The 26444-nt window shown below is 39.8% G+C and carries 23 protein-coding genes and 1 pseudogene; 15 read left to right on the top strand and 9 right to left on the bottom strand.

Annotation, left to right across the window (positions count from 1 at the left end; genetic code table 11):
- Window positions 1–100: 100 nt before the first annotated feature.
- From hepC to DFQ12_RS09575, 4 genes are all read right to left on the bottom strand, one after another.
- Window positions 101–2089, bottom strand: a complete 1989-nt coding sequence (hepC, locus tag DFQ12_RS09590; RefSeq protein WP_120258707.1) for a heparin-sulfate lyase HepC — start codon at window positions 2087–2089, stop codon at window positions 101–103.
- A 548-nt stretch (window positions 2090–2637) separates the two neighbouring features.
- Window positions 2638–3018: a helix-turn-helix domain-containing protein gene (locus DFQ12_RS09585; RefSeq protein ID WP_120258706.1), complete on the bottom strand. Its 381-nt coding sequence runs from the start codon at window positions 3016–3018 to the stop codon at window positions 2638–2640.
- A gap of 229 nt (window positions 3019–3247) precedes the next feature.
- Window positions 3248–5005 (bottom strand): hypothetical protein, encoded by a 1758-nt coding sequence (locus tag DFQ12_RS09580; RefSeq protein WP_147420373.1) that lies wholly within the window; start codon window positions 5003–5005, stop codon window positions 3248–3250.
- A 37-nt stretch (window positions 5006–5042) separates the two neighbouring features.
- Entirely contained in the window at window positions 5043–5237 is a 195-nt protein-coding gene (locus DFQ12_RS09575; protein ID WP_120258704.1) for a hypothetical protein, read from the bottom strand.
- A 614-nt stretch (window positions 5238–5851) separates the two neighbouring features.
- On the opposite strand from DFQ12_RS09575, the gene DFQ12_RS09570 reads away from it, so the two are divergent.
- The 7 genes from DFQ12_RS09570 (at window position 5852) to DFQ12_RS09545 (ending at window position 12713) form a co-directional block, all read left to right on the top strand.
- Entirely contained in the window at window positions 5852–7414 is a 1563-nt protein-coding gene (locus tag DFQ12_RS09570) for a hypothetical protein (protein WP_120258703.1), read from the top strand.
- Between the two features lie 51 nt (window positions 7415–7465).
- Window positions 7466–7639: a hypothetical protein gene (locus tag DFQ12_RS28115; RefSeq protein WP_167457231.1), complete on the top strand. Its 174-nt coding sequence runs from the start codon at window positions 7466–7468 to the stop codon at window positions 7637–7639.
- Between the two features lie 722 nt (window positions 7640–8361).
- Window positions 8362–8703: a helix-turn-helix transcriptional regulator gene (locus DFQ12_RS09565; protein WP_208642490.1), complete on the top strand. Its 342-nt coding sequence runs from the start codon at window positions 8362–8364 to the stop codon at window positions 8701–8703.
- A 161-nt stretch (window positions 8704–8864) separates the two neighbouring features.
- Window positions 8865–9236, top strand: coding sequence for a response regulator (locus DFQ12_RS09560; RefSeq protein WP_120258702.1), 372 nt, complete (start codon window positions 8865–8867; stop codon window positions 9234–9236).
- A 193-nt stretch (window positions 9237–9429) separates the two neighbouring features.
- On the top strand, window positions 9430–10938 hold the full coding sequence (locus tag DFQ12_RS09555; protein ID WP_120258701.1) for a tetratricopeptide repeat protein: 1509 nt from the start codon (window positions 9430–9432) through the stop codon (window positions 10936–10938).
- A gap of 220 nt (window positions 10939–11158) precedes the next feature.
- A complete protein-coding gene (locus tag DFQ12_RS09550) occupies window positions 11159–11737 on the top strand; it encodes a Crp/Fnr family transcriptional regulator (RefSeq protein WP_120258700.1) in 579 nt (192 codons plus the stop codon).
- Window positions 11738–11807: 70 nt separating this feature from the next.
- Window positions 11808–12713 (top strand): DUF4267 domain-containing protein, encoded by a 906-nt coding sequence (locus tag DFQ12_RS09545; protein ID WP_120258699.1) that lies wholly within the window; start codon window positions 11808–11810, stop codon window positions 12711–12713.
- A 294-nt stretch (window positions 12714–13007) separates the two neighbouring features.
- Here the strand turns inward: DFQ12_RS09545 and DFQ12_RS09540 are convergent, their stop codons facing one another.
- Window positions 13008–13256: a hypothetical protein gene (locus DFQ12_RS09540; RefSeq protein WP_120258698.1), complete on the bottom strand. Its 249-nt coding sequence runs from the start codon at window positions 13254–13256 to the stop codon at window positions 13008–13010.
- Window positions 13257–13397: 141 nt separating this feature from the next.
- Window positions 13398–14816, bottom strand: coding sequence for a hypothetical protein (locus DFQ12_RS09535; RefSeq protein ID WP_147420372.1), 1419 nt, complete (start codon window positions 14814–14816; stop codon window positions 13398–13400).
- Window positions 14817–15767: 951 nt separating this feature from the next.
- Between DFQ12_RS09535 and DFQ12_RS09530 the strand changes: the two genes are divergently transcribed.
- The 6 genes from DFQ12_RS09530 (at window position 15768) to DFQ12_RS28105 (ending at window position 20151) form a co-directional block, all read left to right on the top strand.
- Window positions 15768–16202, top strand: a complete 435-nt coding sequence (locus DFQ12_RS09530) for a hypothetical protein (protein ID WP_147420371.1) — start codon at window positions 15768–15770, stop codon at window positions 16200–16202.
- A 12-nt stretch (window positions 16203–16214) separates the two neighbouring features.
- Window positions 16215–16739: a helix-turn-helix transcriptional regulator gene (locus DFQ12_RS09525; RefSeq protein WP_120258695.1), complete on the top strand. Its 525-nt coding sequence runs from the start codon at window positions 16215–16217 to the stop codon at window positions 16737–16739.
- Between the two features lie 448 nt (window positions 16740–17187).
- Window positions 17188–17349, top strand: coding sequence for a hypothetical protein (locus DFQ12_RS28110; protein WP_167457230.1), 162 nt, complete (start codon window positions 17188–17190; stop codon window positions 17347–17349).
- Window positions 17350–17377: 28 nt separating this feature from the next.
- Window positions 17378–19036 (top strand): hypothetical protein, encoded by a 1659-nt coding sequence (locus DFQ12_RS09520; RefSeq protein WP_120258694.1) that lies wholly within the window; start codon window positions 17378–17380, stop codon window positions 19034–19036.
- Between the two features lie 121 nt (window positions 19037–19157).
- Window positions 19158–19925, top strand: a complete 768-nt coding sequence (locus DFQ12_RS09515) for a pentapeptide repeat-containing protein (RefSeq protein WP_120258693.1) — start codon at window positions 19158–19160, stop codon at window positions 19923–19925.
- 52 nt (window positions 19926–19977) lie between these two features.
- Window positions 19978–20151 (top strand): hypothetical protein, encoded by a 174-nt coding sequence (locus DFQ12_RS28105; protein ID WP_167457229.1) that lies wholly within the window; start codon window positions 19978–19980, stop codon window positions 20149–20151.
- Window positions 20152–20233: 82 nt separating this feature from the next.
- On the opposite strand, the gene DFQ12_RS28565 is transcribed toward DFQ12_RS28105, so the two are convergent.
- The 3 genes and pseudogenes from DFQ12_RS28565 to DFQ12_RS09500 form a co-directional block, all read right to left on the bottom strand.
- The gene (locus DFQ12_RS28565; RefSeq protein WP_341867858.1) at window positions 20234–21586 is read right to left on the bottom strand and encodes a glycoside hydrolase family 101 beta sandwich domain-containing protein; all 1353 of its coding nucleotides are present in this window, start codon (window positions 21584–21586) and stop codon (window positions 20234–20236) included.
- A pseudogene (locus DFQ12_RS28480) lies at window positions 21566–22324 on the bottom strand (endo-alpha-N-acetylgalactosaminidase family protein); the annotation flags it as partial. The gene DFQ12_RS28565 and the pseudogene DFQ12_RS28480, both read right to left, overlap by 21 nt.
- Before the next feature lie 12 nt (window positions 22325–22336).
- Window positions 22337–23494 carry a hypothetical protein gene (locus tag DFQ12_RS09500; RefSeq protein ID WP_120258690.1) on the bottom strand — a complete coding sequence of 386 codons (1158 nt, stop codon included), beginning with the start codon at window positions 23492–23494 and terminating at the stop codon, window positions 22337–22339.
- A 368-nt stretch (window positions 23495–23862) separates the two neighbouring features.
- On the opposite strand from DFQ12_RS09500, the gene DFQ12_RS09495 reads away from it, so the two are divergent.
- Both DFQ12_RS09495 and DFQ12_RS09490 read left to right on the top strand, forming a co-directional pair.
- Window positions 23863–24744, top strand: coding sequence for an AraC family transcriptional regulator (locus DFQ12_RS09495; RefSeq protein ID WP_167457227.1), 882 nt, complete (start codon window positions 23863–23865; stop codon window positions 24742–24744).
- A gap of 125 nt (window positions 24745–24869) precedes the next feature.
- Complete coding sequence (locus DFQ12_RS09490) at window positions 24870–26420, top strand: GMC family oxidoreductase (RefSeq protein WP_120258688.1); 1551 nt, start codon at window positions 24870–24872, stop codon at window positions 26418–26420.
- Window positions 26421–26444: the final 24 nt, after the last annotated feature.

Below are 26444 nucleotides of genomic sequence, written 5' to 3'. Positions count from 1 at the left end.
TATTGTAGTTAGGACAGTAATATTAAAATCCTCCGTAGAAAAGAAACCTATATTGGTCTCTTTTTTACGGAGGATTTTAATGTACCTTTTGTGTTAATATCTACGGATTTATATTCACTTTTAATGACTTGGTCCTGCCATTAATGCTGAGATTTAGGTCCAGAGTGCCTTTTTTATAATTATTGCCTTTGTTTTCGGATAGTAAAATTTTAGGCACCTGACTTCCCTGATAAGGATATAATATGCTCACGAATGTGCTCACATCTTCTTTACTGTCTTTATCCTTTTCAAATACAAATGCAGGGCGATCGATTTCTTCCCCATAGCTATAGGACACTTTCCCCTCTTCCGGTTTGAGATTGACCTTTGGATTAAAACATTGTACAAGGAGATTATTGCCATCTGCGTAAGTCGTATGGACCGTGTTTTTTTCCTTGTTGCAGTCTGGTGTACTCCCCTCTTTAAGCTGATAATGGATCCCTAATTTTCCTGCTGCGCTTCCGATGGCCTTATCGATAATAATAAAGTATTTCTGGTCTACAAAAAGTACGGTGCGCTGATGATTCAGCTGGCTATAACTTGGGTTTGTATAGGTTAATACGGTTAAGTCATCGCTTGTTATCCATTTGTTTTGTTGCGCTTTGGTGATGACCATGTTTTCATTGTCAAGTGTGAGGGTACTGTGTACACATGTTTGTCGAAACCAGTCTCTTTTCGCCATGATTTTCGCATCTCCACTGTAGACAAAACAGCCGGCATCTGGTGTAAAGTTGCGTCCATTGGCCCATAGCTCGAAAGTCCCATTGTCTGGCTGGGCATGAAATTCTCCTGGAGGACTTGCCTTTAGTATGAGGATGGTTGAAGCGTTTGTCCACCCGTTTCTAAAGGTATAAAATCCAGCGTTACGCGAGGCGTTGGAAAGCCAATTGGGGACTTTCCCTTCTTTAGCGTCGCTAGCAAAATATTGGATAAAAGGGTTTTCTGGAAATAACTGGGCCCAGGAAGAAAATTGTTTGAGTTTAAACTCTTTTTTTCTGACCCAAGAGTCGCCAAACATGGGCTGATTATAATTTGGAAAGGTGATGTTGATAAAGGCCATCACCATTTTTTCAATTGTATTTTTATAACTAGCGGGGAATTCATGTTCGAGGCCAAAATTTTGTGCACTTCGGTAGGCTTTGGTAAATATATCGATGGACGCCGCATGATATACCGGGGAGAGCTCAAATTGAACTCCATCAGGATAGACTTGTTTTTTTATTTCAGCATTTAGCACCTCAATACCACTTTCTCGCCAACTACTGGCATTTTTCAATTCAGGAAATGAACCGCCTGCGAAAAGGACACGTTGGGCTTCGAATAGCCGATGATTGCCCTCCTGAGCATAATGGTTTGGTAAATAGTCGGCCTGTTGATGGTAGCTTTTTAATACACGCATAAGGAATTCAGGTGTAAAATTGGGGGATTGAATGAAGATACTGATAATCGGGACCAAGCTTTGGATACGATCCGAAACTTCCAACGGCCGCCATGCAAATCGGTCATTATCGGCTGATAATCCCAAAGGATTCTTTTTTGCCCAATCATCAAATTGATACATCCACTCTTTGGCATACTTTTCATCTTTGGTCTTGCGGTAGACGAGCGCCATCGGTAGCCACCATTTAACACGATGTAACTGCCAGCGAACTTCATTGTCCTTGACTGGCCATAATTGCCAATTGATATCCTGTCCAAAATCAAAAAAACCGTAACTTTCCTGCGTTTTAAAATGATGTCTGAGGGCATGTTCTGCCGTTTCGCGCATTGTAGCGCTAAGTGGACCCAGTGTATCGACAGCGGCTTCCATATTGCTAAAATCGGGTTTGTTGATGCCGAGTTTTGTCTTATAGTACTTTAATAACAGGGTCGCCGCAGCATCAAATTTGTGTTGAATAACGGCATGTTTTACAGCTTCTAATCCTGGGTAATCGAGGTCGATATTTTGAAAGCTGGATTGATCTATTTTTTGCTGTGCTGTTCCCAACTCCATATAGAACATACACAAAAGGAGACAGAAATAACGTAATTTCTTTTTAAAGCTTATCATAATTTATTGGATAGTTTGGGTTTCAATTATACTCTATTTTATACGGCTGGAATTACCAGATTTCTTTTTCATGTTAATTGGGTAATCTTATCATTTTCGCTGTATTTGTTTAGCAGGTAAATTTAGCCCAAACGTTACGAAAGAGCTTTTAAATTTTGTTAGAAAACTTTTAAAATTGTTTAATGTGATGGGATGAATTGCTCAAATTCGGTATTAGTAATTGTTTTAAAAAGCCAGATGCTGGTCACGATTCACATTGTTTTGTGTACTCCATACCGGATATTGATCGTATCTGTAAGCAGAAAATAGAAAGTGAATTATATAAGGGTAGTTAGTGTTGAACCAGAATATAGCAAAGGGCTACTAAGCAGGGCAAGCATGATTAATAAGGATAGTATCAATACTTTTGGAAATGGCGTAGCCAATAAAAAAACGCTTGAACCGGGGAGATGCAAGCGTTTTAAACTAACCAATTATAAACCTAAATTATGAATTTAAAGTAAAGCACATTCTATGCCAAATAGAACCGCATGACAGAAATGCAGTGGCTATTTCTCCAATATAGTTGCGCAATGAAGACTTTTTCTGAAACTCCCAGGTGTCTCCCCGGTCGCTTTTTTAAAGAATTTTGAAAAGTTTGACGCGTCGTAAGTGAACAGAAATGCAATTTTTGCTATGGAGAGCGATGAGTTGATCAGAAGATCTTTTGCCTTTGCTATAATTTTTTGGTTGTAGAAATAACCGGGATGATTTCCTTTTTCTCTTTGGATGGTATAACTCAGATGTTTGGCTGTAATTGCCAGCTCACTTGCGATCGCGTCGATCGCCATAAATTCTATCGTACGCCCTTGTATCACATCGTCAATGTGCCGATCCAAAAATAATAAATATTGAGTTGTGATCTGTGCAGCGCGGCTTTCTGATTTCATAGCTTATTATCATAAGGTGAATTGTATTTTTTATATCATGCGCTCCGCCCTCTACCTGGGGACCAGCGGTTCCTCCTGATATTATCAGGCTACTGGGAGAGTAATAGGTAGGAGAAAAAGCCCGGCGATGGGTAAACCATGCCGAGCTTTCGATTCCTATTGCTTCCAATAGGTGCTGTTAAATTAGTAGGGATAATTATGAAAACTATAAAATAAAAGTATAAGTCTGCTATTTATCCTGGATACAACGTACGGGGTAGCCAGCAACTTTGAAATAATTGGATGTATCCCAACCACCGTTTTCAAATCCACGGCCCTGCAATGCTCTATCATTACCGCCTACTGCCATATTTAACCAATAAATGGCAGAGCTTTGTCGAATAACCTGCACTCCGTTTACCGAACTTCTGTGACCTGCCGCTGGAAAACTTAATTTAATATCGCTGCTCTTTTTACTGGTCATAATATGTGCGGCGGTAAAGTCTGATAATCCAGGTCCTGTTCCATTTCCCGCAAACGGAATCCAGGTACCAATGGCGCTGTGGCGGGTATTCGTGCCCAAACGGGTGTATTCAGCTGGACTAGGGATTCGGTCACCCGTGCCACAAGGATCCAATGCTGCTTTTACCGGTGCTGTCGCGGTACCGTTATTCCAGGACCCATCTGCAGCAGGTGTTGTATTCCATCCAGCAATTGCCCCATCACCGCTGTAAGCATTTGCTACAGGCAATTGACGGCCCCATTGGTAATAATTGCCATATAGCGCCTGTACCGAAGGATTGGCATCTGGATTATTGCTTGCAGGGTTAACATTTGTTACACCAAGGTTGTAACGGTTCCAGCGGTGACCAGCAATGACTGCATAGCGTGCATCGGCATCAGAAGTGGTTCTGGTGACATTTAATGCATTGACATAACGGTCGCTGTTAAAACGTAATTTCATCGTATAAGAAAACCCCGGTTTTAAACCTAAGCTCGCATTGGAGAAATTAAAGTTGACCGCTTGTGCATTGACATCATGACCAATTTTGATCTGGCCGCTTGGTATCGTTAAGGCAATCGAAAAAGTAGACGACTGATTCTGGTTGACGATAAAGGTCTGGCCAGTCGCATTGAGGTTGGAAACCGGGGGAACATTCGTCACATTGGTAGAGGATACAGTTGCACCGGTGCTCAGGTCAACAGTGGCGTTAGCAAAAGCTGAAACCCAATCTGCCTGTACGGGAACTTCTGAAAGATAGCCACCCTTTTTATAGTTCGCGGTACCAAAAGTTCCTGTCGCATCACTGTTGTCGACTTGCAGCGTGACACGGGTAAACAGATGCTGCAATGGCGCCGTCAATGGAGTCGGTGTATTGTTGCCCAGGATGGTGACATCTTTTTCGATGACGTACATCAGGTCGCCGCCATTCTCTCCAAAGCTGGTAAAAGCGAAATTAACGGCACCTGCTGTATAAAGGTTTGTTGTTGGTGCAACCGGCGGAGCGACAGTCGTAGAGCCCAATGAATAGACCACAAAGGTATATTTATGACCTGCGATCAATTTATCGCCAAAAAATACCTGGGTTGAATCCGCAGCGTCACCGACAGCCTGATCGACATAAGTACCATCCGTTTCATAGGCTACTACCCGATAGCTTACCGCACCGCGCAGAGACAGCAACTTCGATGCGGCCTTTTTGCCAGTGGATGCTTTAAGCCCGGTACCAGCTGCTGTATTTTCTGTTAGTTCTGCTGTAACCGTAAATGGTCCGGCCTGAACTTCCTGTGTTAACGCTAAGGGTTGAGTCGCGCTGGCCTTTGTGGATGCTTTCGCTGTAGTAATGTCATCTCCACTAAATTGGGCTTCTGTTAGAGCCAGTTTTACACCACCACGATTTGCTTCAGCAATATGTTCACCTTTCTCCTTACTACAGGAGGCAGCGGCCAGCAAAAGAATGATCAGGGAAATTTTAATTTTCGTTAGTTGAATTATTGTTTTCTTCATAATGTTGTCATCTTCATAATTAAAGCCAAAATTGTTGCTAGTTCCACCATTCTCCGCCATTCGGATCTTTGGTTTCCGTTCCTCCGTTATTCCAGTCCGTTTCGGTTACGCCGCTTCCGCCACCAGGCTGAGCTGATCCTACCGATCCAGCAGCAACTCCTTCTTCCATTTCCACCTGTAACTGCTCGATTACGGGTTTCACGTAAGTCATTTTTTCAGTTCTCTTTTTCATGTGTATTTTATTATTTGGTTTATGCTTAACATTTATTATTCCTGCTGTAATCTTTAATCATGGATAAAAGCAATGCCATCTAGCTAATAAATGCCTTTTGTGTGTTCGGATTTCAACTGCAAGTATCATTTGTCTTATCGATTTGATATGTTAGTGATGTCGATATGATTTCTCTTCATTTAAATAATTAGCCGAACAATGATTTCTCTTTTCGGGACATATAGCTTGGTGTATTGCAATAGCTCCTAATTGTTACTTCAAAGATAATTGAGAATAAAAAAATGAACATACTACACATGTATCACAAGAATATCACGCATATTTCACTTGTTTATTAATTTTCTGATAAACAATATTTTATCGGATGTTTTTGATTTTTGTTAAAATTATTGGCCAAAATAAACTGTCTTTATGAGCTGTAATCTTGTGTATTGTGGTGTTATTTTTTTAAAATGATAATATATTTCATGTTTTGATATATCAGGTCATTTGGAATGCGCTTTAATATGTGATATCTGTGTGATAGCTGTTTGTTGTTTCTTTACGAGAAAATTTATCAATATTTGCAACGAATTAATTAAAATGTTTATTAATCATCAAAAACAATTAAAAAAATGATTTTACAAACACAGACAAAAGTAAGCTGGAGAGCCCTGGTTCTATCGGCTTTGGTGTGTGGATCGTTGTATTCCTGTAAGGAAAGCAAAGACAGTGTAGCGGCAAGTGGCAAGGCTAGTGTCAATATTCAGTTGCTGGGCGTAGAGAATCCGGTAGTGACAACTAAGAAAGCAAGTAAGGATGGGCATAGCACTGGGGCGGCTCAGACGGTGGTAATCCCTTTGACACGCTCAAGTAATTTTGAAGCAACTTTGACGAACGAGTCGTCCGTAACAAGCGGCAACCTGTTGCGGGCCTCGTCCGGAAGCCGCGCTGCGGTGACCGAAGAAAGAACACCATTGGCAGCAAACATCAAGTATAAAATCGTGGTGTACAATGCGAACGGTGATTATGTAACAGAAAAAACGTATACCAATACAGTTGATAATACGACTGCAATCGCATTGGATGCAGGACAGACGTATACTTTTGTCGCTTATTCGGTCAATAGTACCGCAACTGTTCCTGCAGTAACCGCACAGGCTGATATCGCAAATGCCAGCCTGGACAATATCAGTGCGGATCTGATGTATTTTAAAAAGGATTTAGCGGTTCAGTCAGGCGAAAACAACTTGGCTGTGGTATTGAAACACCAGTATAGTGAAGTTACCACCAACCTGAGCATGTCAACTGATATGACAGGAGCGATCACAAGCTTACTTTCGGCAACAATAGATCCTACACATCCAAGTGCAAATCTAAAATTGGCCGATGGTAGCATCGTCTATAACGGCAATACAACAAGTGCTGTGGTGCAATTCCCCGCGTTGGGCGCAGGTTTACGTACGGTGTCAAGCAATCCGACCTTGTTGATCCATCCGGGAGAAACGAATGGCGTATTCAGTTTTGGATCCATTACCATTGATGGCGAGACAAGGTCCAATGTGGGCGTAGCCGGTTTGAAGATTCTACCTGGACAACGCTATAATCTTAACTTAAATTTCAAGACTTGTACACAACCTGTAACGGGTGGTGCGAACCTTAACTGGACCTATCCAGCCTCGGGATCCGGCGCTGTTGTTGACGGAGTGACTCGGCCGGCAGGCTATGTCGTGAACAAAGACCTTACGGCACCAGGTGCAGATTATGGTTTTGTATTTGATATTCAACAGCTGGACAACTCCTTTAATATGGAGGTCAATGGTACAAAATTGGCAACACAGGAAATTCAATTTGAAAGTGGAATTGCCATCGCACCCCGGAATGTACAATTTGCGGACGGAAGTCTTTATGGTGGGACCAATACAGAAGGGGGCACAGTCCCTCAGGTCTACAACTTGACCGGTACTGCGACAAACCCGGTTATTCGTGTGGTGATCAGCCGTTCAGGTGAAGTGTCTATGTATGGTAGCAAAGCCAATGCTGGCGAACTGTATCCTTTGGTATTGACACAGGGTTCTTTCAATATTGTGCCATGGAGCTCCGCTACCAATAATGTCAAAATTACCCAAGTGGTTCAGGGAGCAACCAAAATGGTCGGCGCTGGAAGTGGTCGCAAGAAAGTTGCATGTACACTATAACGAGCGTTGAAGTTTGGTGAAAAAATGAAAATCGCGTATAAAAAATAGGCTATGAAAACAAATCAATCAAAAAAAATATATGTCAGCCCAAAGATGGACGTGACAACAATCGAATTGGAACAGGGCATCGCTGCTGGTTCAGCTGCGCCCGGAAATACTACGAGCAATGACCCACAGGAGTCATGGGATAATGCCGATGATGACAACCGCTTAATTAACTGGTAATCCCTCCGGTTTAAAATTGTTTGATTCATCCGAGTTTGCCCGACAGGTTTTAAATTAATTCCTGTCGGGTTTTTTTATGGGCATCAATTTCTTTTCTGCTGTCGGGGAGTCAAATGAGATAATGCCAATATCCTGAGTGGAAAAATTCCAAATGTGTTCAGACGGACAATTTTAAATGGAAAATGGGGTGTCAGATTTCATTCAACTCAGGGCTAACATTGATCGAAAATAGAAAAATAAGAGGTTTTATTTCCTGACGAGGTATTTTATTTTAAGGACATGCGTCATCCGTTCAGTTCATGTGTTTCCTTTAACGGTGTTTTTTTGTAATAGTAATGTCTTGTTTTTCAGTTTTTTACAAAGTGTGATATCAATGTGAAAGGCGCTTTTTTTTGTTTCTTTCTTTTAATGCAAATATTTGTCAGGCAGAATCAGGAAGGGCGTTCTGGTTGGGAAGCTGCCGGATCGCAGCACAGCAAAAAGATATTGTTTTATAACTTTTGGATGCTGACCGTATTGAATTATCGCTCGGACCAATTTGCGTGAAGGTCCGTGATAATATATTTGGATTTACTCGATAGGGAAGATGAAGCCCTATCGAGTTTGATTAAGCATAATTGCCTATTGCCGCTAGAACACAAAATAATTATCAGCATTTGAGCGAGGGGATTTAACTCAAGAGACGGAATATAAGAATAAAACTTACTGAAAAACGATATACAATGGAAAGGAATAACTTCAATAATTTAATTGCTTTAGCGAAGAATAATAATGCTGAATTTTTGGCTTTGTTCAATGAAATCTATCCCGAGTTTGTCGCCTCATTGAAGACAATAAATCCCAAGATCCGAAGCAGCGAACTGGAATTTTGCGCCATGACTTTTCTGAATTTTTCGACCAAAAATATTGCTCAATATACTTTTGTAACGGTACGGGCTGTGCAAGTGCGTAAAAATAGGTTGCGCAAAAAACTGAATATCGCTTCTGATATCGATTTTAACAATTGGATGCGTGATCAGATACAACGAAATCCAGGGGTTGAACAGGAGCAGGTATCTGTGTAAACTACTTAGTAACAGAGCGTATACGGTGGCTTTCCTCATCTGTATATTCTTCATAGGGGATATTTAGGGAAATTAAAGCTGTCTGTACACTCGGGGGTATTTTAACACGGAGAATAATCAGAAGAAAATCGCTAATAGACTTTTGCATTAGATTTTAGGTTATGAATAAAAAGATTTTTGTATGTGATGACAATCTGGTCATTTTGGAGGCTTTAGTATTGATACTGCGTATGACCGACGCAATGGTTGTAGCTGAAAGCAAAAGTGCTAAAGCCTTAAATTACATTATAAATGAAAAGCCTGTTATTTTTATCTGTGACCTACAGATGCCCGGACTAAATGGGGAAGGCCTTATCAGGCAGATCCGTGCCCATAATGAATTAAATGACCTCTTTATCCTATGCATTTCAGCTTCTTATGATGCTAGGGATATTGCTATCAATTCAGGAGCCGACTATTTTCTGGCCAAACCTTTTGAGATAAATGAATTATTAGCTGTTGTAAATTGTGTTTTGGTAGCTGGAACTTGCTGATAGGTAGAGTTTCTATAACTAATTTGTATTCCTGTGAAAATAAACAATTGGATAAAAATAAGTCTTTGGAAATGACTTTTATATCTATATAATGATTTAAAATTATTAGTTTTGCAGCGCAATACTTTAGGAATGAATAGAACCTTAGATTGTTGTGAAAAGTAACTACCTAATAAATCCACAACCTAATTAAATGAAGAAGCAATTTCTATTTTTAATTCTATTATTATTTACACTTAAAGCAGTTGCCAGCGGTGATCGGAAGCAAAAGGTTGATTCCCTTTTGAATACAGCGAGAGAATTCGAGGCTAATGGCGAATCTTTATCGCAACTGGAAACTGCTTTAAAGGCACTTGATTTGTCCAATGCGATTAGCGATGATGGTGGCAAAGCAAGATCCCATTTTTCAGCTGCCAATGCGCTTGTAAATTTGGGCCTGTTCAAAGAGGGATTAAAGCATCTTGCACATGTTGAAAACACAAAGTATTACAAGGAAAAGATACTTATGCAATCCGAAGTCCATCGGGTGCGTGGAAGGGCTTACACCCGCCTTAAATTGTATCTACAAGCTATCCGGGAGTACCATTCACAATTGGCATGCATTAAGAATTTGACGGGTGAAGCGCAAAAAATTTCCTATCTGTATACTTATGGAAATTTAAGTACAGTTTTTGATCAAATGAGACAATTAGATTCCTTGCAAAAATATATTGAGCTTCAATTAAGTGCTTTACAAGGTTTTAATGAAGAAAGTGCCGCGGCTATGTTTTTAGGAGTATATGATGATCTTGGACAATTATATATTAAGAAAGGCGATTTTTTGAAAGCTCAACAATACCTTGATAGATCGTTAACACTCATCGATAAATACAAAATTCCCGTGTATTATAATACTTTCACTTACTTGGCGAATCTGGAAGAAAAGAAAGGCAATCATCAAAAAGCTTTGGCCTTTTATCAGCGGAGTCTGGTGAATATGCGAAAAGTCGGAAACAGAAATTTTATTAGGGATACTTATCGATACTTATCTGATTATTATCGAAAATACAATATAGACAAGACTAAAGCGGATGAATATGAGTTGGCATTTAGCCGTCTAAACGATTCCCTAGAAAAGGAAAATAGACAGGTTATCGATATGGCGCTCAATCAGATTTTGAAATCAAAAGACCAGGAATCGGAAACGAAGGTTTCAAAATCAGTCCGAATTTCAATCATTGCATTGCTATTGCTTGCTGTGGCAATTACATTTTTTGTCTGGCGATCTCGGCATAACCGCAGGATGTTGGATCAAAAAGAAGAGGCTTTGCAGGAGACAGAAACAGTGAACAGGGAGCTGACGGAGCAGATCGGGGAAAACAAATTCAATACGCTGATCGAGCTGGCCAAAAGTAATAATCCGGAGTTCCTGATTTTGTTTACCGAATTGTATCCACAGTTTATCCAGGCCTTAAAATCTCGAGATTCAAATTTAAGAAGTACCGAACTGGAGTTTTGTGCCATGGCTTTTTTGAACTTTTCAACAAAAAATATCGCCGAATATACTTTTGTGACGATCCGGGCGGTACAGGTTCGCAAGAACAGATTGCGTAAAAAATTTGACATCCCTTCGGACGCGGATTTCAATAATTGGATGCGTGGATTGGCTGATACGGATACTTCGAAGCAATTAGACAACTCGCCGCAGTCTCTCTCTGAATGAGCCATGCGTCTACAGATGAAATGTATTTTCTTTTTCAAGCTGGATAACGTAGGTTTTCATAATTGGCTGATTTCGTTAAAAAATTCCGATAACAATCGGTAGCTTCATAAGAACAGCTGTAAAAATAATTGGTTTCAGAAAAAAGGATTATTCCTAATGGATGGAGTATACTGAATTTAAATACCTGCTTTGACGACAATAATTAGTAAATTGAATCGTCATGATGGATATCTTATTACAGGTAATCGAAAAAACGATCCGCATTAATTCGGATGAAAAAGAGCTTGTCGCCAAGTTATTTAGGGAAAAGGAATACCGGAAAGGAGAATACTTTCTAAAAGAAGGTGAGGTTTGCCGCCATGTAGGATTTATCATCCGTGGAATGATGCGTTATTATATCAACGATGATGGGGAGGATAAAACTTATGGCTTCGGAAAAGAATTGGATTTTGTTTGTAATAATGAAAGTTTCATTCCGCAGAAACCTTCGGTACAGCGTATCCAGGCCCTGGAAGATTGTCATTTACTAGTTATTTCCTATGACAACCTGCAGTTGTTTTATAGTGGGCTAAAAAATGGGGAGCGTTTTGGGCGGATCATCATCGAACAGGTGTTTATCCAAACACTCCAGGGACTCAATTCGTTATATACCGATTCTCCAGAACTTCGTTATGAAAAGTTTATGAAAGATTACCCGGATCTGCTGCAGCGGATTCCGCAATATTATATTGCCTCATTCATTGGTGTGAAGCCGCAGTCGTTGAGCAGGATTCGAAAGAGAAATAGCAGGGGGACCTAATTTGTTAACTCAGGTGCATGAAACCAGATAAATAGCCCAATAACTTTGTTGTCAACAACAAGAAGAAATTATGACAACGAAAATTTGCTACCTCATCTCATTTTTAACCGGAATTGGTTTACTTTTTATCGGAACCCGGTTTTTGCTATCTCCGCTTCATGCGGCATTCGATTATGGCATGTTAACAAATACAAATAGTGATTTTTCCTTTCATTACGTGAAAGGAATTCGGGATCTTTTTTCTGGACTATTATTGTTGTTGCTGGTGCTTGCGAAAGAGCGGCGCGCATTGGCTATTGTCTTACTTGCTGCTACGGTTGTTCCCCTTGGAGATTTTATAATTGTTCTCGGCCAACGCGGGAATGACTGGCAATTTACCCTCGCTCATCTGGTGGCAGTGGCCATCTGTATCATCACGGGATCAATCCTGCTGATACGAAAAAAGGAGCAGCAGCTTGGCGTTCCTGAAATGTCTTTCCGCATTATTCAATCTGTGGAAAAGGGTGGTTCCACGATAACAGAATGTGACCTCTTGCCCGGAGCTAAAACACCCTGGCATTATCATACCTTATTTTCAGAGCAATTCGAATTGCTGGTAGGTACATTGGAGGTGGGCAGGAGCGGGCTTATCTATCAGCTCAATGCAGGTGATGAAATAACGATATTACCCCATGAAACACATCTTTTTCACAACCGATCTGCAGAAAAATGTCGGGTAAGAACGGTATTGACTCCCGGGAATATTGAGTTTGAACAGGCTTCACGCATACTGCTTGGGCTGACAAGGGATGGTTTGACAAACGGGAGCGGTGTGCCTAAAAAATTGTCTGACCTGGCCTTGTTTCTCTACCTGAATAACTCAAAAATGATGGGCTTCCTGAAAATTTTCCAACCTATATTTAGTCTTATCGCGAAGATCGCGATCAAAAGGGGGCGGTTGAAGGTATTGCTGTCAAAATACTGTGGAACTGTATAAATCGTATATCAGCTTCATCTTCGCCTTGCACGATCGTCCTATCTATATCGAGGCGGACTGTCGTCTAAATACCCGGACATAATGTTCAAAAGTTGGCGGTGGCCCGTAAATGAAAAAACTGGAGGTGAACGCGCGTATGCTGATCAATAAATGCTTGTGAACGGCCACACAATAGATCAGGATGGTTATGCCACAATTGATAATCACGTCCGCTGCAATGGATTGACTTCTGTTTTTTGTCAAATTATGCACTGCATTTACAGCTGTAAGTGCAGTGCATAGCATTTATTCCAGTTAATTAATCAATTGTAGTTTTCCAATAAAAGGGCGATTATCGATTGTACGGATAGCTTCTTTGATGGAATAACACAATTGGTAATTCTCATGCAGTTCTTTTTTGTTCCTTTCGATTTTTTCGTTTTCGATTTTATCAAAGATCCATGTTGGAGATAGTGGGTCTGAATTTAACTTAGTAATTAACACAGTATACCCATCTTTTTGAACATCCATTAGTCTCTCTTTCGTTATTTCTACTATTTTCATAGTGAGATAAGATACGAAAAAAAATAACCTAAATTTTGCGCAGTATTCCCCATGAAGCTTTATTACTTTCTTTTTACGAATAATTGAGCCGTCAATACGGTGTTATTGACAGCTCAATAAAGTTATTCATCCACTTGTATATTAGATTTTTTCAACTTTTAGCGAGGATACCTTATCATTAAAACTCTTGTTGATCAGACAGGTTTCATTGGCGGTAAGCACCAACGAAGATCCTGTCAGATTGTCCCCATCATAAAGGGTGACCTTATAGCCTGTGGGAATTTTGATGGACGAAACATCATTGTTGTTAATACCTTTTGCGAGCATTTGGGCTGTTGTATAGGAACCAACGGCAAGTGCGGCACTGTAACCGCCATAATCGCAATGCTGATACAATGTTGCTCCCAATGCACGGGTACCGATGAGGTTAATGGAAACCTGTATACCGCCGCCATAATCGCTCCGGCCAGCAACGTTCTGTGTCATGTCGAGCTTAAGCTCATGGGTTCCTTTGGTCAATTTATTGACCAAAAGGGTTGTATGTGGTGGTACAGTATCACTTTGGCAGTAATTTCGGGTGGGGTAGTTCCAGAGACCGGGTTGCACTGTTCCATTTGCGACAGATGGATTGCGCTGTTGGTAGCGTTGTTCGGGGACACAGACCATGCGGGTACTGTATGAATCGATCTGCTGGTTGTCTAGTTTGAGCACATTTGTCGTATAGTATCCCTCGGGGCCGGTGTAGATAACCCTAATTTTTGCATTTGTAATATCTTCAGGAACCGTAAAAGATTTGGTAATGGACTTGGTTTGTGATAGGGTGCTGCCCAATCCCGTAAATCCGACGATTGGTAAAGTGTAGTTGTCTTTCTGCCAGGTGCTTATATCGGTATTTCCGGTGCTGGTCAGGGTGAGGTCAGTCTTGTAGGTATAGGAGCTATTGCCGGGCTGTCCCTGACTGGATGCGATCCATACGGTAGAATCCTGATCTTTTAATGCCGAAGCAAATGGACTGATATCGAAGGTATAGGGTACTACGGGAGAACTGGTTGTGATGGTTACTAATCCGCTCTGATTCCATACCGTCGACAGGTAGGGAAGGATATAGCGGGCCATTTCCACCCGGCGTGTCTGATAGGCTGTCATGAGGGTGGGGTCATTTTGTGCAGAAGGAACAGCTGTACCCTTAGCGGTTTTGAAATAATAGAGGTAACCGAAAGGTTCTGTTTGGGCGGTTCCGGCGTAGACATTGAGGTTGAGGGCCAATGTAGCGCCAAGTCCCTGTTGCTGCAAGTCGGTCAGCTTGGTGGCGTAAACCAGCTTGTCATAGTTGCCGACTTCGAGTGCCGTCGTGCTGGAATTGATATTGGACACACCATTGGAAGGATAAAAAAGCACTCCTTCCTGAAGTTTCACTTCGCCGATATTCGCGGCAGTGACTTGCGCCCGGCTCGAAATTTTGGGTAGTACATCTTCTTTCTCGGATTGTTTTTGGCAGGATACCAGCGAAAACAGGCCCATAGCTAGCGCTAGTGGCAGTTTAAAATTTAATGATCTCATATTATAATTAAGTTTAAAAGTGTTATCCGCAATAAATCCCACCATCACATCCAGACCGCTTATCCAACAAACAATGCTTTATTCATCCGCCCTCATACGATGGTAAGCAGTAAAATATAGGGTCTCTTTTGTCATTATTTTAATTGGTTGTGCTGTGGCAAAGGAGTCTTATTAGAAACTAATATAAAATATATCTTTTGAAAGTTTTGTTAACTTTTTAATTTTTTTTAAAAACTTTTAAAATCTTTATTGTTTGATTTGTGTATCCGGCAGTTTATTTGAGGTGAGAATGTAGTAGAGTTGTAGTAGTGGATGATGTTTGTATGTAATACGGGAGCACTTTTTTCTATTTTCTACCGCGGGAATAATTTTAATTGTAGTTTTTGTATGTTAATACATTGTAACGCATCTTGATAATAGCTTAACATACACTAAACGATAATTGTAACGTTATATAGTTGCATGGACAATGATGTTGGTACATAGTTGCTTTTCTTTCATTTGGCAGATATATTGTTATAATAATGTAACGTATCTGTATATAATTTGAAGCGATTTAATTCTTGATTAAATGTTTTGTTTTTGTCTTTTTTGTGTCACTTGAATTCTAGTCTTCAGTTAATTCGTTGAAAAGTATAGAAAATTTCTGAAATAAATATAAATTTCTGTGCCATATCCTATGGTTCTAATAACTATTCGTGTCACATTGAATCTAAATTCATAAAGGAGAAATAGAAGAATAAAGAATATTCTAGCTGTCGGAAAAAAGACTAAAATGTGGTTTCCTCATTATAAAAGTAAAATATAGTCAAAAGCTTAATGGTTAAAAATCCCAAAAACTGTTGCCTTAGCGCATTTTTTATGAATGGGCCCGATCCATCAAATTTATTTTCAAAAAAAATGGATGTGAACTGGACCCACTGTAAGGAAGACAATATAATATCCAAATGTATGAATGGTACGACATTGTTATTTAAAAGCAGTCTTACAAATTATGTGATTGCATTGAAATCTATTTTATATCCATTTCGGACGGGATCTCTCTTGAAGGAATATAGCGACAGGATACCCTTGGAGGCTTCTCATTGGAAGAGTAGTAGCGGATCATATGCGGTGCATGTACCTAACTACATCGCAATGGTTCATACGGTTCCTCAATCTGGTAGACAAGCTTTACATACAGAAGATAGAATGTCTCAGCAGGCAGGTGTAACATCGGAAAGCAACCTTGGGCAGTATACAGAACATATTGTTTTTTTGAGCAGTTTATGTTTTCTCCTTATTGTAACGGTTATTGTTCTTCGAAATTGGTATAAAATAAAAGTGCGGGAGCATGTTAAATTGCAATGTGATAAGGCCGAATTTGAGCGTCAGATTAGCCTATAAATAAAGCTCAAAGTGGATGAGAATTTGAGATTACAACAGCAAAATGAAGAACTGGAAGATCAGATCAATATACAGTTTCAGTTGTTAAAGGATGAGCTGATAAGAGTGCAGACAGCCTATGAAAAGATGCAAAAGGAGGCCTTGGTGGAGGCACTACGGATGGAACGTAAAAATAGGCTTTTGGATCTGCTGAAGGATAAGTTGAAAAGTTTTGAAAATTTGGAACATGTAGGGACGCTGGGCAGGATGATAAAAGATGAAATGCGTTTGGATGAAGCTGTGGGACAGTCTGTTCGTGAATTTCAGCATATTAATCCTGATTTTTTTCTGCGGCTAAAGGAAATATCGGAGAATAAGCTGACCGCAATGGAGTTGAAATATTGTGCGTATATGTTCCTTAACCTAACAACAAAAGATATCGCGGCGGCTTTCCATATTGAACCGAGCAGTGTACGGGTGACGAAATATAGGATTAAACAAAAATTACAACTTTCGCGAGAAGATGACCTAGAGTCCTTTGTGCAAAAATTGGTGTAAGCACCAAAGCTTCTGTTTAGTGATCAAATTTAAAAGGGAGAAACGACTACGTAAGTAAGTCGTTTTTTTTGTTATTCTTTATTTTTTGTTAATCTAAACGTAATATTTTTTGTAGACTTTCGGCTACTTTTTTACGCTTTTAAGCGGTGATGCTTATTTATGCTGTTGTGATTAGAGTCATTAATGAGCCAATTATAGTGTGAATATTAGCTTTTGATCTCTGTTTTATAGGTTTTAAAATAATTGATTTTCAGTTTGTTATGCTTAGTGTATTTATTTTGTAACGCTTTGTTGCAGCCCTTGTATGAATATTCTAACGGCGCTGTAGGTGCGGATATTTTTGTTCTTGTTTAAATTTGCTTAAAAATTATTTCAATTTCTATTGCTTTAAAAAATTAGAGTGCAAAGGTTTTTGGAGTAGATTTTATTATAACTAAAGAAAATAAAAATGAGAAAAGAAAAAAAAACCTATGTGGCACCCTTGATTCAGGTGCTAAGTGTAGAGCTTGAACAAGGTATTGCAGCTGGGTCGGCGGCAACCGGAACTCCTACTCCTGCCGTAGATGAATGGGGCATTGGTGGTGGTGGAACGAGTAATGGGGATTTTTAATAAGCATCTATTTTAAAGAAAAAAAATTATGAAAATGTTACGTGCAAAACGTTTAAGTTGGACTGCAGCATCCATTGCTTTGGTACTGGCTAGCAGTACCACTTTTTTAAGCTGTTCAAAAGAACGCGAGCAAGTTGAAGAAACAGCACAATTGGAGGGAACCAAATTGGTGTTGAATGTTTCCGGTATAGACGAAGGACAAAATATTGGGACAAAAGGCGCAGTGAATGGTACGAGTGCATCAAAACCAAGTTCGGCTAAAGTAGTGGAATTTCCGGAATTTGATGCGGTTTTGGCAGTAGACAATAATGTGCCATTCAAAGCTTCACAACGTGTCGTTAGAGCAGCTTCAAACAGCAGCTCGACTGGCGTCAGAGCAGCAGCGATAGACAATGGTGTCAAATATCGTTTGTATCTATTTTCACAGGATGGTACACAGCTGATTTCATCAACACTGTTTACTTCGGGGACGCAGGGGACAATCGATGTTCAACAGGGAACAACCTATAAATGGGTAGCGTTATCCTATAATACAGGCGAAGATGTGCCGGATATTACTTCTGGCAATACAAAAATCAACCTCCCTGCTGGTAAAGATATTTTGTATGCGACAGGTGTGACGACTGTACCGACTGGTGGAACGACCGTGAATGTGCCTATTAATATTGCTTTCAAGCATAAATTTGCGCGATTGGGCGTTGAACTTAATTCACAAGGGATGTTTGCAAATATGTCTGGTGCTAAAGTCGCTGTTGCGGGATTAAAAACGGCAACTATTGACGTCGCTACAGGTGGCCTTAGCGATCTTGTCGCTGCTGACTTGGAGATTCCATTTGCAACCTTTACCGATATTGATCTTGCTTACCAGGATGCAAAGATTGCCTATGCGTATACCGCAGATCCTGCGGCGGTTTCCGGCGGTATCAAAGTAGCTGTTTCGAACCTGGCATTAAAAATTGATAATGGTACGACCCGCCAATTTTCGGCGACACCTGTCAACTTTGTATTTAACGTGACACCGTCATTAGGAAACAGCCAACGTTTGCTTGTTAACCTGATCGAATCGCCTTTGACCATAGATGGTGTACGTTGGGCCAGACAGAATATTTACTATCAGGCTGGACATAACCCTTATCGTTTTCACCATACCTATGCGCATTCCAATGCCAGAAATACATTCTTCTCGTTCAAAGGTTTGGTTCCAGATCAGTTTGGAAAAAATAGTGATCCATGTGCTGAGGTATATCCAGCGGGTATATGGCGTACGGCAAGTGAGAATGACTTTAGAAAATTAACTGGATTTTTAGGTATTGGTGCAAAAAAAGCCACCTACGGTTCTACTAATAACCGTGGCTATGCGGAATATGATGCAACTGGTGTAGCAGCTCCTTATCCAAATAATAAACTCCACTTTAACTTTAATGGCGAGAGTACTTCTTTTGCTTTTGTAAACGGCATTGTACAAGTGAACTTAGGGAATTTTGGAACGAATGCTGAGTTCTGGACTGGTTCTGCTGGGGTGGATTTGGGTGGATTGGCCGGTTTTGGCGCTTGGTATTATCATGCCGACCGTGGTCTTTTTAATACTGTCAATGCCGATCTTACGGCAAGTGTACTCAATGTTTCTGTTATTGGTGTTGACTTTATTCAAACACAGATGAGAAACATACGCTGTGTAAGAAACTAATATTGCCCTTCTATTTTAATAAATAATCGTTAGTGTAGTAGTTTTTCCAAAATTACGGTAAAAAGTAACCTGTCGCTAGACAGGTTGCTTTTTTAACAAATCTAAAATTCGTCAACTCGCTATGGAGCATGCAATAGAAAAAGTCTTTGGACAAAATGAGATAGAAACCTTTGATTTCAGTTATAAAATTTTTAAAAATTGCTCTTTTATCAAGAGTACGATCAAGTCAAAAGATTTTAGTAATTCGGTATTCCTGAACTGCCATTTTACTTCCTGTGAATTTATTGACTGCAACTTTCAGTCTACAGTTTTTAAAAACCTGGGATCATGGTATGATTGTACATTTAAATCGAACAATTTTTTAAAAACTGTTATCGGAAATATAAAGATTGAAAAACTCATGTTTTCCACTAATAATTTTAATAAAACCTTGTTTGACGGTACTGAAATGTCTGCTGTCGTTTTTGATGGGAAAATAGACTCCTCTTGGTTTTATGGGGTATCATCTGCTGAAAGCCTATATGCACGGGATTTTTTTATTATAAAAAAGCTTAAGCCTTTAAAAAAACCATCTATCAACTTTGAAGGAGCCGAATTAAACGACGTCGTTTTCTCCAGGGGACTGGATTTGTCCAATATTAAATTTCCGGATAAGAGTCATCTTAAAACCGTTATTAATCCGCTCCAATTTTTTGATAGCTTTTTAAATAAGTGTAGAAGGATATTTTCTGATAAAGAGTCCAAGGATTTTTGCAGAGAATTTATAGATCGGTCATTATTTAACACGGATAGCCAGGGAATGCCCATGCTGCTGATCGATCTAAAAACATTTGATGAGTCGCGTGATACACGAGTTCAGCGCATCGTTGAGCTTCTAAAGGCTTCTTGACGGCCGTACAATTTCTCAAATTTCGTTTAATCGTATGCTAAATATTGCTATAATGGAAGAGTTCAATAAATTTAAAACCCGCTATACAAAAGAGATTAAAAAGGAGGTGGTTAATGCGATTGTTAATGGTGAGCTATGGCTTGAGGAGGCGATGAAAAAATACAATATTCAGGATAGGCGGGTTGTTGTCACCTGGTTAAGGAAACACTTGCGGGAAGTGAAGTAGAAGATGGTTGTTTTGATAATTTAAATACAATTAGCCCTGTCTCATGCCCTTCAAGAGACCGAGCTAATTGTGTTCATCTGTTTTAATCTTCCTCAATTAATTCAAAATTGTCCAATATAAATGTACCATTCCCCGATTTTACAATTGTGATATAATAATCATCCGACTGCTCAACATTGAAAAATTGGGCAAAATGTCCGACACCATTCAGTTTTTGCCTTAATACTTCTTTTTTATCTTTATTGGATTGGACGACAACCTGATACACACCATCAGTAGATGAATTATAATCAAAACTTAGCTTATATTGCTTGCCCGGTTTAAGCTGAATGATGGTCGGGGAGGTTCTGTAGACTTCGCCATCTCGTTCATTCCAAGTTTTCAAAGCATATCGTCCAGCAATATTATCGTCCGTATAGAGGGTATGCCTTTCCGATAAATGTGTTTTGAAAGCACTTGATTGACTTGGGATAAAAGGCCCCCAGCCTTCGTCGATTTCTTCAAAGTCTTCGCGGTAATAAGTTTTATCTTCTTTCGTAAAGGGAATCTGTTTTTGCACAATTCTCACATCATCAAAATATGCTGATGAGCTATCACTTGCACTTTTAAACGATAATAACAAAGGTAATTCTTCACTTTCAGCTTTTAAGGTGACTTTCATACGTTGGAAATAACTGTTGTAACGATCTGTATTATCAAAAAAGTTTTTCACCGTACTTTCATTGATGTATATTTCTTGATTGCCAGCTTTTAGCGTAGCTTTTCCATGACCATTCACTTGTACCCACACCGAAATATCATAATACCTGCCTTTTTCTACAGGCAGCTGTTGCCTGATCTCGCTCTCTTTTGATAGCTGAAGTACATCTTGTCCATAAGATAATGTTTTTACACTAGCGGACGTATTCGTTGTCGCCCAACCTTCCAGATCATTATCGAAACCGGGATTATCGATGCCGCTACCTTCACCCCATTTCATTGGTGGCTCAGGAGTTGCAGGTCGCTTATAAATTACATAACCTTGACCGGCTGATGGCTGTAAAGTAATACTGTTATTCGTGGTGTTAACAGGAGATTGTTCGATAAGATATTTCCCCTTCGCTGTGAGTTTATAAAGAAAGATTGTTTTGAGCCCACGCCAGCTTGCTGGAAGTTGCCAAGTTGAGCTTAAATTTGTGTCACTGTAAAAATAGATTTTGTCTTCTTTTATCGGATCCCAAGGTATAAATATTGTATTTCCTTTCTTTAATGTCTTTCCCTCTTTCTCCATGGTATGTTGCCCATTGGCAACAAAGCAATGCAATCCATTGTCAAAAATAGCCCTGTTTTCATCAATTGTTTTTAATGGCGAGTGCATCATATAACGATAAGGCAGCTGCAGGGTAAAGAAATTGCGTAATACTTGGTTGAAGTCTTTTCCTTTTTGCCAGCCCATAAAACCGATTGATGCTCCTCTGTCGTAACCAGCCATTAGTAAAGGATGTTGTGCAAATCCATCTCTATTCTGATGTAATACGAATCGTGAAATCAGACTCTTCGAATCGGGTATATAATGTGTCCAACTGGCTGAACTGAAGAAAATATTAGGTTCTTCAGTCCATATACCCCATTTCATTTGATTAAATAAATTGGCTGTATAATGGGCGATACTACGTTCTTCACGATAAGTATCAAGGTATACAAATGCTAAGTCCGGCAGTTCATTTTTGAGCATTTGGATACGTTTTTGAAATGTACCGTCCAGGATATCTTGCTTTTTATTGATTAGATAAGCCTGGTCTAACCATGACCAGCCCGGTACGTCGGTCATAATTCGATTGCTATAGGCTTTGGCCTCAGGATAGGCCTCACTATGATTGATATGAACACCGATAGCTGTATTGTAATTTTTTGCTAATCTAGTTAATGCTTTTAACTGCCTGTAGCCACCTGCGCGTTGATTGTAATTGCCCGCGTAATCCGGATGTCCACTATCGTGTCCTTCAGACTGATAACCTTTTAGTTCTATAACCTGGGGATAGCCATCTGTTGCCAAATAGAATTTCTTTATGTTGTCGAGCTGTCTCAAAAAGGGATACTGACCACCACTAGCAAAATTCATTGTAATCGTAGCATAGCTATTTCGGTTCATATCACTTCCAAATGGTTTTGGGAATATTTTAGCGAGTTCATAAGCCGCATCTTGTCAATTGACCTGTCCATCCTGATTGCTGTCTTCCGTAAGGATAACAGTCAATTGGGGCAGGGGCAATATTTTTCTATCAATACCGCGGATGATCCATTCCTCAGAAAACAATGATGTGGATTGCTGTCCATGATGTTCAATTGTTCGATAGCGGATTTGTTCCGCATTATAGATTGAATTGGACAGGATCGTTGCTGCTACTTGTTTCGTATTTAAAATAGCGATGCTAGCGGATTTTGAGCTCGCGTTCGGAACCAACGCTGAAAGGCGAAAATACTCGTCTTTCTCGGCACCATGTGCGATAGAAAGCTGGGCATCTGGTGATTGTTTAATCCGTACAAGGTCGTGATTTGGAAAAGCGAGCGTCTTTACCTTTAGCGTACCGGTTTCTTTAAGATTTGTGACCTGCATCTGCAAGTGCTTTCCTTGAAGGGAAAACTCCGTATCAAATGATACTTTTATCTGAGGTAATGTTGTCTGATAGACAAGCTGCTCACCTTGCTTTTTTGCTATAGAAATGCCTTGATATTCTATGCCATTAATGCTAAAAGTCCGTTTATTGGATTGCATCCCATCAACTTGAACTCCGCGATTTAGCAATGTGTATTGTATGACAGCCGGGTATTCTTTTGCAAATGTAACCTCAAGCTCTTTGTTTTGAAGTAAGATCGGTAAAGCTGTTACTTCTTTTTCGGCCCGAGGCTTTATCTCACTTAATCTTACGTTTGCTAGATGTACCGCACCACCGTTATGAACCATAAATCCAATACTACCTGCTTTTGTTTGCAAATCATCAGCCTGTTGTTGGATAATTTTTTCGCCATCTACATACACGGTGACCACCGTTCCCTCCAATTTGATCATTACGTGGCGTTTAAAGTCTTTATAAAACTTTACAATGTCTTTGTCCAGTAGCATTTTGGCATGAGGACGACGAAGGTTCCAATGTGAATGGGTCAGCACATCAGAGGTTGAATCACAGCCGATATACAGCCAATCCTTACTATTTTGATAGCTTGCGATAATCCCAAATTTTGATTGTGAGTTTTTCGGGGTGACGTCAAATTCAATACTGAAATCCTTTATTTTGAGCGCATTTCCATTGAATAGAATGGCCGTCCTTTTGCCTTTTTCCGAATGGATATCATATGAATTCATCGCGGAGTTTTGGAGATTGAATTTTTTCTCAACAAAGGAAAAAAGATCCTGTGCTACGGCATGACAACTACAGAGAACCGTAATAAATATTATAAAATAACAACGATAAAATCTCAAAAGAGGCATAGTGATGATATACGATTTAGGTTAAGTAAATTTAATTTTCTTTATTTTAAAAAGTGGCTAATATAATAAGTTAGTTATGGATAAACTTAAACTATATTAACTTTTATTGACACTTATCCACCATTTTTATACTTACTGATGTAAAGTCGAAATATGATCAGACAGATAGCAATTAGCTGATGGATTGTCCGTTTTTAATTATTTACAGCTTTTTCATTATATTCAATGGGAATTATAAATGTATGAACAAAATTAACACTTTCGATTTTACACCAATAAGCAATAATCGTCAACTTATTCATACTATCTCATTCGCTGAGCGTATAGAAAAAGGGAAAGAAAGTGTTTTAACACCACATCGGGCAAATTTTTATATCTTACTTTTTGTCACTGCGGGTGTATCAAAGCATTTGATCGATTTTGAAGTGCATCCCATTGAAAAAGGCGATTTTTTAATAATCAGACCGGGTCAAGTTCATGCTTTTTTTTCTACTGAAGGTGCTGATGGTACCATTATCGCTTTCACTGCGGATTTTCTGCTGCATAAATCGGATAACGAGTTTATATCGGATGTAAAGCGATTCCTGAACGAACTTTCCTATGGTTGTCTTTTCAATATCGAAGTGGAGAAAAGACAGCAGGTGAATGCGCTGACTGAAATGATTCAACAGGAATTATCAACTACTTATGATGAATTGCAGGAGGGTATTTTACAGAGTTATTTGTCCTCTTTACTGCTGATTCTCCTTCGCATAAAACGTAGAGATAATTATTTGCCACTAAAAAAAAGTAGCGATTTTCATCATGCGCTTTTATTCAAAGGCCTGTTGGAAAAACACTATGAAAAGCAATACAAGGTAGCCCAATATGCGGGTAAAATGGGGATTAGTATCCGTAATCTTCAAAAATTAACAGAGCGGTACTTTGGCAAATCTCCTAAAACGGTTATTCAGGAACATTTAATTTTAGAGAGCAAACGGATGCTGATTGATCCATCGCTTCAGGTTAAGGAAATAGCTTATTTACTCGGCTTTAATGAACCAACCAACTTCACTAAATTTTTTAAAAAATATACAAAATTATCTCCGGAACAGTTTCGAAAGTCCCTTTTCCACAGGTACTGATTATTGTTCGTGTTTTCACCAGTATTTGACCTTTTTTTACCTTTCCTTAGGTATTAGCGCTCGCTAACTTTACGATTATTTATACATGATATGGCCAGGATCTGGTCGTATATAAATTTTACGATATGGAAATAAATAAAGTGGAGTTTGCGACAGAGGTTTACTACGATTACATCATCGTGGGAGCGGGTTCAGCAGGTGCTGTGCTCGGTAATCGTCTCTCTGCCGATCCAAATAAAAAAGTACTTGTCCTGGAAGCGGGAGCTCTGTTTGATTCGAAAGGTTATCCAACTGTTATCGCGGATAGAGATAATTTGGCATCGATGGGTGATACACGCTTCGACTGGGGCTTCAGTTCAACCCCAGGATATATCAATCGGTCAATGCCCCTTCCTCGAGGGAAAATATTGGGTGGTAGTTCAGCCGTCAACGCGGGCGTCGCAGCAAGGGCCCTACCTGCCGATTTCAGAAATTGGGCAGCACGATATGGTATTGAGGGCTGGTCATGGGAGGAAGTATTGCCATATTATAAAAAATTGGAAACCTCTAATATCGTTGATTCTGAAATTCATGGTACGAATGGTCCTTTGCCGGTACATCAGTATTCCGCAAAAGATGTCTCCTTACTGCATAAAAAAATGATAGATGCGGCTGTAGACAATGGATATGAAGACTTAAGCGTAGATTTTAACGGCAATAAACAGGAGGGAGTGGGGGTATATCCCATGAACAATATACATAATATACGTATCAATACAGGTATAGCTTATCTCAATGAATCGATCAGAAGCAGGCCGAACCTTACGGTGATAGGGGATGCTCAGGTAGATGTCGTCTTGTTTGAGAAGCTAAAAGCTGCTGGTATCCGGCTGACGGATGGACAAGAATTTAGAGGCGAGGAAATCATCCTTTCCGCTGGTGCTTATGGTACACCGGCGATTTTACAACGGTCGGGCATTGGAAAAAGTGAAGATCTGGAGAATTTGGGTATTCCGGTGATTTCGGCATTACCTGTGGGGGCGAAGTTGTACGATCATCCTTTTTTCTATAATGCCTATGCCGTCAATCCTGAAACATCAGGTGAATTCCATCCAGCGATCGCTGCTATTGTTTGGACAAAAACTTCTTTAGCCAAAGAAGGGGAACTTGATATCCATATTACGGGGACACATTTATTTCCGCATGAGCTGAGTCCTAGTGGTAGAGGTTTTGTATTGGCCGTAGCGCTTACAAATCCAAAATCTAAAGGGACTTTCAAAATAGCAAGTCGTGACCCTGCTGTCATGCCACTGATAGATCTCAATTTTCTGGGGGAAGAGGAGGATCGGAAGCGTCTGATCGAAGGCATTCGTATTGCTGAAAAGCTTGGACAGACGAGCCCCTTGAAAGATTATATTTTACAGGAGCTCAATCCTGCACCCGGGGCCTCAGATGAGGAAATTATTACAGCAGCAAAAGCATCGTTAGATACCTATCATCATCCTTTCTCAACTGCGCCGATGGGACTGGAAGGGGATCCTTATGCTGTGGTCGATTTTAATGGAAAGGTATACAAAACAACAAACCTACGGGTAGTGGATGCCTCTATTTTTCCGGAACCAGTATCTGCAGCACCCAACCTCACTGTCATCATGATTGCCGAGAAAATAGCGGATGAAATAATCAACGGACAGTAGTGGCTGGATAACTTTAAATAATAG

This window comes from Sphingobacterium detergens (genome assembly GCF_003610355.1).
Classification (GTDB): Bacteria; Bacteroidota; Bacteroidia; order Sphingobacteriales; family Sphingobacteriaceae; genus Sphingobacterium; species Sphingobacterium detergens.
This window is presented reverse-complemented; position numbering and strand designations above follow the sequence as displayed.